9 protein-coding genes are annotated in these 7807 nt (G+C 70.4%); 1 reads left to right on the top strand and 8 read right to left on the bottom strand.

From position 1 onward, the window contains the following. The 5 genes from ACIQV3_RS40305 to ACIQV3_RS40285 all read right to left on the bottom strand — a co-directional run. Nucleotides 1–91 (bottom strand): biotin carboxylase N-terminal domain-containing protein (locus tag ACIQV3_RS40305; RefSeq protein ID WP_308427085.1); only part of this gene is annotated, 91 nt, incomplete at its 3' end. 10 nt (nucleotides 92–101) lie between these two features. After that, the gene (locus ACIQV3_RS40300; RefSeq protein WP_403722300.1) at nucleotides 102–941 is read right to left on the bottom strand and encodes a BTAD domain-containing putative transcriptional regulator; all 840 of its coding nucleotides are present in this window, start codon (nucleotides 939–941) and stop codon (nucleotides 102–104) included. Nucleotides 942–1094: 153 nt separating this feature from the next. Then, complete coding sequence (locus ACIQV3_RS40295) at nucleotides 1095–1775, bottom strand: 4'-phosphopantetheinyl transferase superfamily protein (RefSeq protein WP_403722297.1); 681 nt, start codon at nucleotides 1773–1775, stop codon at nucleotides 1095–1097. 105 nt (nucleotides 1776–1880) lie between these two features. Beyond that, nucleotides 1881–3488: an MFS transporter gene (locus ACIQV3_RS40290; protein WP_403722293.1), complete on the bottom strand. Its 1608-nt coding sequence runs from the start codon at nucleotides 3486–3488 to the stop codon at nucleotides 1881–1883. A 110-nt stretch (nucleotides 3489–3598) separates the two neighbouring features. Then, complete coding sequence (locus ACIQV3_RS40285) at nucleotides 3599–4882, bottom strand: alpha/beta hydrolase (RefSeq protein WP_403722291.1); 1284 nt, start codon at nucleotides 4880–4882, stop codon at nucleotides 3599–3601. 180 nt (nucleotides 4883–5062) lie between these two features. On the opposite strand from ACIQV3_RS40285, the gene ACIQV3_RS40280 reads away from it, so the two are divergent. Next, nucleotides 5063–5659, top strand: coding sequence for a TetR/AcrR family transcriptional regulator (locus ACIQV3_RS40280; protein ID WP_403722289.1), 597 nt, complete (start codon nucleotides 5063–5065; stop codon nucleotides 5657–5659). A gap of 100 nt (nucleotides 5660–5759) precedes the next feature. On the opposite strand, the gene ACIQV3_RS40275 is transcribed toward ACIQV3_RS40280, so the two are convergent. The 3 genes from ACIQV3_RS40275 to ACIQV3_RS40265 form a co-directional block, all read right to left on the bottom strand. After that, nucleotides 5760–6209, bottom strand: a complete 450-nt coding sequence (locus ACIQV3_RS40275) for an ester cyclase (protein WP_403722286.1) — start codon at nucleotides 6207–6209, stop codon at nucleotides 5760–5762. Between the two features lie 107 nt (nucleotides 6210–6316). Then, complete coding sequence (gene fabG / locus ACIQV3_RS40270) at nucleotides 6317–7021, bottom strand: 3-oxoacyl-ACP reductase FabG (RefSeq protein ID WP_403722282.1); 705 nt, start codon at nucleotides 7019–7021, stop codon at nucleotides 6317–6319. 13 nt (nucleotides 7022–7034) lie between these two features. Further along, nucleotides 7035–7718 (bottom strand): HAD family hydrolase, encoded by a 684-nt coding sequence (locus ACIQV3_RS40265; protein WP_403722278.1) that lies wholly within the window; start codon nucleotides 7716–7718, stop codon nucleotides 7035–7037. Between the last annotated feature and the right edge of the window lie 89 nt (nucleotides 7719–7807).

Here is a 7807-nt window from a genome sequence, read left to right as displayed (position 1 = left end):
AGACGGCTACGCTCGCGATCCCGGCATCCCGGCAGGCCCGAGCAACGCGGACTGCGATTTCGCCACGGTTGGCGATGAGCACCTTGCGCACGATGAATCCTTCAGCTGGCTTGGGGCAGGCGGGGAAATGCGGCCGACGGGGAATTCTGCGACCCGTTCCTTATGAGGGTGAGGGTTTCACCGTCGGCCCCCGAGAGGATGGCGCGCTGCATTTGCTGGAGGGCGCGGGAAGGGTCGAGCCCGAGTTCTTCCTGCAGTATTCCCCGAAGCTCTTGATAGGCGCGCAGGGCATCTCCTCTGCGTCCGCTCCGGTAGAGCGCGGTGATGAGCTGTCCGTGCAGCCATTCGTTGAGGGGATGCCGGGTGACGAGGCTTTTCAGTTCCGCGGCGAGAAGGCCGTGGTGGCCGAGCTGCATTTCCGCCCCGATGCGCTGCTGGAGCACCCGCATGTGCACCTCTTCGAGGTGCTGCACGTGCTGGGTCAGCACCGGTCCGCACGTGACGTCCGTCAGGACGCCTCCGCTCCACAGGTCCAGTGCGCGGGAGAGTACGTACGCCCCTTCCTGCAGGTCACCGGCGTTGAGGAGCTTTTCCCCCTCGCGGGCGAGCCGGCGGAAGGCCTCCGCGTCCACCTGTTCCGGTTCCACCCGCAGTACGTAGCCGGCGGACCAGGTGTGGAGGAGTTCCGGCATAACCGCGCTGCCGCTCCCCTCCTTGAGTATCTTCCGCAGGTGGTAGACGTGGGTGCGGAGCGTCGGGAGGGCCGTCTTGGGTGGTTCCTTGCTCCAGAGTTCGTCGACGAGGGATCCGTGGGAGACGACCGCGCCGGATTGCAGGACCAGAAGGGAAAGGAGCTGTCGGACCTTCGGGCCACGGGGTGCGGGTATCTCCCGGCCGTCGCGTTTTATCGCGAGCGGTCCGAGGATGTTGAATTGAAGCATCGATCCCCCAGGTGAACGGAATTATCCTCCGGATGCTTGAAGAAGACTTCCATGCCACGTGTGGGGATGGCAAGAAACTGACCCTAAGGTTGATTCCGGTCCGATCGAAGGATGTGTATCCGGGGGTAAGGCGATGGGCCGGCGTGGAGGGGCTTATTCCGGTTTTGCGGTCCTGATGACCGCGGCCGTGGTCAGGACGTAATGGCCCGGCAGGAGCTGAAACCAGCCCGTGATCCGTTGGCCTTCGCGCAGGAGTCCCGGGGCGATGCGGACGTCCAGTCGGGAGTCGTCGAGGCGGATCTCCACGTCGTGGAAGACGGGTGTCCGGGGGGCGATCCCCTCCAGGGCCTTGTAGATGGCCTCCTTGGCCGAGAACAGGACGGACAGGCGGCTCTCGGGGCGGCGCGCCCGGGCGATCCACAGGCGTTCGCGCGCCGTGCAGACGAGCCGGTCCGCGTCGCGGCCGAGCCGGTCGGTGCGCTCCAGGTCGATGCCGACGCTGACGACGTCCGGGTTGGTGCTGGCGACGGCCGCCCCGATGGGGCCGGTGGCGTGGCTGATGGAGCCCCGGGTGCCCGCCGGGAAGAGCGGTCGCCTGCCCTCGCGGAGTACGGGGCCGTCGACGCCGAGGAGGCCCAGGGCGCGGCCCGCCGCCGCGCGGCCGGCGGTGAAGGCCGGGTGCTGCGCGGGAGGGAGCCGGTGCAGGAGCCGGGTCTCCGCTTCGTGCAGGGCCGGCGCCGCGCCCGGTGTGTGGGGGAACAGGGCGATCGCGGTACCGGACAGGGGGAGTTGCCGGGCGGCGGTGACGAGGCATCGCTGCTGGGTGCGCTGCATGTCTTCTCCTGGGAGGGGTCCGGTCCGCCGGCCGGAACGGAGCGGATCGCCCGGTGCGGGTGCACCGGGCGATCCGGGGGCGCCACCGGCCGGGGGCGGGCGGTGTCAGACCGAGGCCTGTTCCGGCGTGCGCGCGGGAGCGTCGCCGTCGGCTTCGGCGTCGGCGTCGGCCGCAGCGTCGTCGGCCGGGCGGTCGGTGAGGATCAGGTGCAGGACGACCGCGCTGACGAGGCAGATCGCCACGGTGGCCCACAGGACGACCTGGAGGCCTCCGGTGTAGCCCTGGCCGAGGAAGTCGGTGAAGGAGTCACGGGACGCGGCCGGCACCTGGGCGACCGGGCCGTTCAGGTTTCCGCTGGTGACGCTGTCCGTCACGGCGCGGGCGTCGAGGTCCGTACCCTGCGCGAACCGGTCCAGACCGCCGCCGATGCGCGACTGTACGAGGGAGACCAGGGCGGCGACCATGCCGGCCACGGCGACCGCTTCGGAGGCGAGGCGGATGGTGTTGAACATGCCGCTCGCCATGCCGACCTTGGCGGGCGGGACGGTGCTGACCGCCGCGCCGTCCATCAGTCCGTAGATGAGGCCGATGCCGATGCCGATCAGGAGCAGCGGCCCGGTGAGGCCCAGGAGGCTGATGGCCGGGTGGACGAGGGTCAGCCATGCCAGTCCGGCGGCGACCAGGGCGAGGCTGCCGCTGAGGATGGGCCGGATCGAGACGCCGGCCTGGACCAGTCGCCCGGCCACCAGGGGGAAGGCCAGCACGGGGGCGGTGAGCAGCAGCATGGTCAGGCCGGCCGCACCGCTGCTGAGGCCGTTGGCGCCGACCAGGTATGAGGGAAGGAGCACCATCAGGCCGACGAAGCCGAAGGAGACGGCGGTGGCCAGCAGGTTGACGGCCATGAACCGGGGTTCGGCGAAGAGCGAGAGGTCGAACATGGGGTGCTTCTGGCGGCGTTCGACGAAGGCGAAGGCGATCAGCAGCAGGACGCACGCGACGAGCAGCCCGACGACGGAGGTGCTGCCCCAGCCCCACTGGGGGCCTTCGATGATGGCGAGGGTGAAGCAGAACAGGGCGAGGGTGAAGGTGACCGTCCCGGCCCAGTCGACGCTGTTGGCGTCGGGGTCCTTGGATTCCTGGATGAGGCGCAGGCCGACCATGGAAGCCGCCGCGATGGCGAACTGCACCCAGAAGATGGAGCGCCAGCCCAGACCGGAGACGAGGAGCCCCGAGGTGGTCGGACCCAGTGCGAGCCCGGCTCCGATGGTGACGCCGACGAAGGCGAAGGCCTTGCCGCGGGCGGCTCCGTGGAACATGTTGGCCATGACGGACACGCCGGCGGTCATCATGGCGGCCGCCGCGACACCGGCGACGGCGCGGGCGATGTCGAGCATCAGGATGTTCGTCGCGAGCGCGCCCATCAGCGCGGAGACCGCGTAGAGGCCCACGCCGAAGGCGAACACCTTCTTGCGGCCGATCCGGTCGGCGATCGAGCCGGCCGCCATCATGAAGCTGGCCGCCGCCACGTTGTAGGCGTTGACGACCCACTGGAGCGGCACGACCCCGGCATTGAGGTCTTCACCGATCGCGGGGAGCGCGACGGGTGCGCTGCTCAGGCCGTACGGGACGATGAACACGGCCAGGCACAGGGCGAGGATGGTGAGGCCCGCGCGCGGCGGTGCCTCCGGGGTCGGGGTGGCGGGGGCGGCCATCGGAGCTCTCCTTGGTCACGGTGGTCACGGTGGTCACGGGGGTATGGAAGGGGCGGCAGGGGACGCGGGGGAGGGCCCCCTGCCGCCCCGATCTGGGGCGGGGCGCCTGATCAGGCGGCGCGCCGCGGCAGCTCCCGGAGGAACTGGGAGAGGGTCCGCAGGAAGCGGTTGTCCTCCCACCGGGCGTACACGACGTCCTGGTGGGTGAGGTCGCTGTCGGTGTGCAGGGACATCTCGGGGATGCGGCTGTTCGCGGTGACGGTCGCGGCGGCCTGGCCGGTGGTGCCGTTGGTCAGGCCGGACTGGAAGGCGTACAGCGGGACGTCGATGGCCTGGCCGTGCGGCAGGCGCAGGCCGAGCATGCGGGTGACGTCGGTCTCGGCGAAGTCGATCGCGGCGACCAGGTCGAGCATGACCCGGTTGAGTGTGTACCAGACCCAGGCGCCGGGGCGCGGGCCCGCGAAGGCCTCGGCGACGGTCTCCAGGTTCGTGCGGCCGCCGGTGGTCCAGCTGCCGGTGTCCTCGAGCCGGCCGGCCTGCACCGAGTACGAGGGGTGTACGTGCTGGGCGTCGACGAGCCAGCCGAGCAGCCCGGCGTTGGTGAGCTTGCGGTCGGTACGGACGCCCTCGGGCAGCCGGTCGGCGAGGACGGCCGGGGCGTGCGGGTCGGCGATCGCGTACTGGGCGGCGAGCTGGAACCAGAGGGCGGCCGCCTCGGGCCGGTCGCCGAAGCCGAGGGTGGTGCTGGTGAAGTTCTCGAACACGGCTCCGCCCTCGATCGCGCCGAGCCAGCCCTTCGCGGCGTCGAGGGGGAGGGCGAACTCCATGCCGGCGCCGGAATAGGCGTTGTGCACCCCGCCGTCGACGACGGCCAGGCCGGCGAGGTCGCGGTAACCGGGTGCCCCGTCGAAGTCCCAGGCCGCGTAGATGAGGGCGGCGCTGGCGCCGACCGACACGCCGCCGAGCACGACGTCCCGCCGTCCGCCGTCCGCGGCGGCCAGCACCACTCGGCGTACGTCCTCCAGCAGGACTTCGAGGCCCCACTGCGCGGCGAAGAGCGAGTCGGCCGGATCCTGAACCTGGTAGTGGCCGCCCAGGTAGTACTCGGTGGCCTGCTCCGGGTTTCCGGTGAAGGCGGAGAGGTCGGCGAGGTTCTGCTCGCGGGGGTCGACCGCCCACACCTGGAGGTCGTCCGCGGCCCGGGCGAGGCTGCGTGCCGTGTGCCGGAAGACGCCCGCGGCGCCCTCGCGGCCGCCGAGCAGGACCAGAACGCGGCGGGCGTCCGCGGGGCCGGTCTTCAGGACGCCGACCTTCTGCAGGTGGGCCGGTCCGGAGGCCTGGACGCCTTCGACGAACTCGTACGTCTCGATCCAGTTCTGCTGCTGCTCGGACATGTCATCCACTCCTGGTTAGTTGCGTGTTGGCATCGACTCGCGACTTAAAAGTAGCAAGAAACTCGCTAGATGCAACACCTGTGATGCAGATTCCCCATGTTCCGCCACTCCGGTGTCACATAGACTGGATGACGAGACGCATCCGGAGACGGCAGAAGACGACCGAGAGGCTGTTCAGAGATGACGGAGACAACGAGCGGACGCCCGCTGCGAGCGGACGCCGAACGCACCGTGCGCACGATCCTGGAAGTGGCCGAGCGGGTCCTCGGGGAGGACCCGGCCGCGAGCCTCGGGCAGATCGCGGCCGCCGCCGGCGTCGCGCGCACCACGGTCCACCGGCGCTTCGCCTCCCGCGAAGCGCTCATCGACGCCATGGCCGCGCACGCCTTCCGCCAGGTCGAGGAGGCCATCGACATCGGCCGCCCGGAGACCGCTCCACCACTGGTGGCACTGCACCAGATCACCGCGAACGTCATCCAGATCAAGAGCGGCTGGCGCTACACCGTCGGACAGCCGCAGCTGCGCGACCCGGTGGCCATCGCCGCCCACGACCGCATCTTCAACAAGGGCGACCTCCTCATGCGACGGGTGCAGCAGGCCGGCCTGCTGCGTCCGGACGCCGATCTGGGCTGGGCCCGCCGGGTCTACCACGCACTGATCGAGCAGGCGATCCTCGAACAGGCGGACAACCCCACCACCGACCCGGACACCCTCGCGGCCGCGGTCGTGGACGCACTGCTCCACGGACTGGGCCCGAAGGGCTCGAAGGGGAACTGACCCGGGGTGACCCGGGGGCGACCCGGGTCGCCCCCGGCCCGGACAGCACGAAGGGCGGCATCCGCACCATGCGGATGCCGCCCCTTCACGCGTTCGCCGGTCAGGCCGCCGGCGCGGGCTTGGGAGCCCCCTTCAGCGGCTTGGTCCAGGCACCGATCTGCCGGAAGAGCTCCAGGTCGTCACGGACCGCCCAGTGCTCCGCCACCTTGCCGTCGGCTATGCGGTACACGTGCAGGTGCTGCACGCGCACCTCCTTGCCCGTCGCGGCCACGCCCATGAAGTCGGTGACGTGCCGACCGGTGAAGACGAGGCGCAGCAGTGCCTTGTCCCCCTTGGCGAAGGAGTCGACGATCTCCCAGCGGGCGTTCTCCCACACGCTGCGCATCCAGCGCGCGGTGTTCGCGTACGCCTCCGGCCCGCGGGGAGAGCCCTCCGGGGCCTCGTGGTCGATGAAGTCCTCGGCGACCAGGCGGCGCGCGACGTCGTCGTCACCGTCGTTGAAGATCTTGCCCATGTCCACGGCGATCTGCAGTACTTCTTCGTCCGTCATGACGGATTCCTCTCGGGTACGGGAAACAGGGGAAACGGGGGAAACAGGGGAAAGGGAGGAAAGGGAGGGAAGGGGGGCTTCGGGGGAAGCCGGGGCGGGGGCGCGGCTCACTGGCCCATGCCGATGCCGCCGCCGATCGGGATGGCCGCGCCGGTGACGTAGCCCGCACCGTCGCTCGCGAGGAACTTGACGACCTCGGCGACTTCCTGCGGGGTACCCGTGCGGCGCAGCGGAGTCTGGGAGAGCAGCTGCGCGCGGCGCTTGTCGGTGACCTTCTCGATCATCTCGGTCTCGATGAGGCCGGGGGTCACCATGTTGACGGTGATGTTGCGCGAACCCAGTTCCCAGGCGAGCGAACGGGTCAGGCCGAGCATCCCGGACTTGGAGGCCGCGTAGTTGGACTGGCCCGGCGAGCCGAGGAAGCCCATGATTGAGGAGATGAAGACGATCCGGCCCCGCTTGGCGCTGATCATGGAGCGGGACACCAGGCGGGCCATGCGGAACGAGCCCACGAGGTTGGTCTGGATGACGTCCTCGAAGTCCTCGTCCTTCATCATCGGGGCGAGTCCGTCCCGGGTGATGCCGGCGTTGGAGACCAGTACGGCGATGTCCCCGTACTGAGCCTCCACCTCGGCCACGGCGCGGCGCGCGGACTTGGGGTCCGTGACCTCGCAGCGGACGCCGAACAGGCCGTCAGGGGCTTCGCCGCTGCGGGAGGTGACGGCGACCTTGTCGCCGTTCTCGGCGAACGCGCGGGCGATGCTGAGCCCGATCCCCCGGTTGCCACCGGTGATCAGAACGGTGCGTGACATGTGCTCTCCTGTTTCAGGTGGCCGCGGGACCGGCGGTGGTCCGCGGCGGCAGGTGACGGGCGAGTTGCTCCGCCGCCGCTTCGGCGCCGGTGAAGTGGATGGCCTGCCAGCCCGCGGCCCGGGCTCCGGCGCAGTTGCGCTCGATGTCGTCGACCAGCAGGCACTCCCCGGGTGCGACCCCGGCGAGTCCGGCGGCCACTTCGAAGATCCGCGGGTCCGGCTTGCGCGCCCCGATCTCGAAGGACAGCGCCAGCCCGTCGAACAGGGCCTCCGTCCCGTCGGGGCAGATCATCCGCCGCCACAGGGGGTCCCAGGCGGGCGGCATGTTCGACAGCAGTCCTACGTAGACACCGGCCGCGCGCAGTTCCACCAGGTGCGCGCGCCACGGCTCGTTGGTCTCGCGGCCGTCGAACCAGCGCTTGCCGAAGCCGGTCAGGTCGGTCTCGATGCCCCGCGCGCGCAGCTCGGCGTTCATCCGCGCGGCCCACTCGTCCTCGCTGAGCAGCGGGGTGTCCAGCGGGGCCATCAGGTCGTTGCCGAAGGGCGCGGCCACCGCGGTCATGGCCGCACGCATGGCCTCGGCGGGGATGTCCGTACGGAGACAGAAGGTCTCCAGGTCCTGGTCGATCGGCGGGGTCAGGACCCCGCCGAAGTCGGTCCACACCGCGCGGACGGGAAGCAGCCGGTCGTCGCTCATTAGAGGACCATCCCTTCTGCAGCCCTCTTCGGTAGGGTTGTGACCTCTCGGTCCCGGCGGGTGCATGGCTTCCGGCGCGAGCTACTCGA

It is taken from the genome of Streptomyces sp. NPDC099050 (assembly GCF_044759865.1).
In the GTDB taxonomy this organism is placed as follows: domain Bacteria; phylum Actinomycetota; class Actinomycetes; order Streptomycetales; family Streptomycetaceae; genus Streptomyces.
Note: the sequence above shows the minus strand (reverse complement) of the source record. Positions and strands in the feature narration are given on the sequence as shown.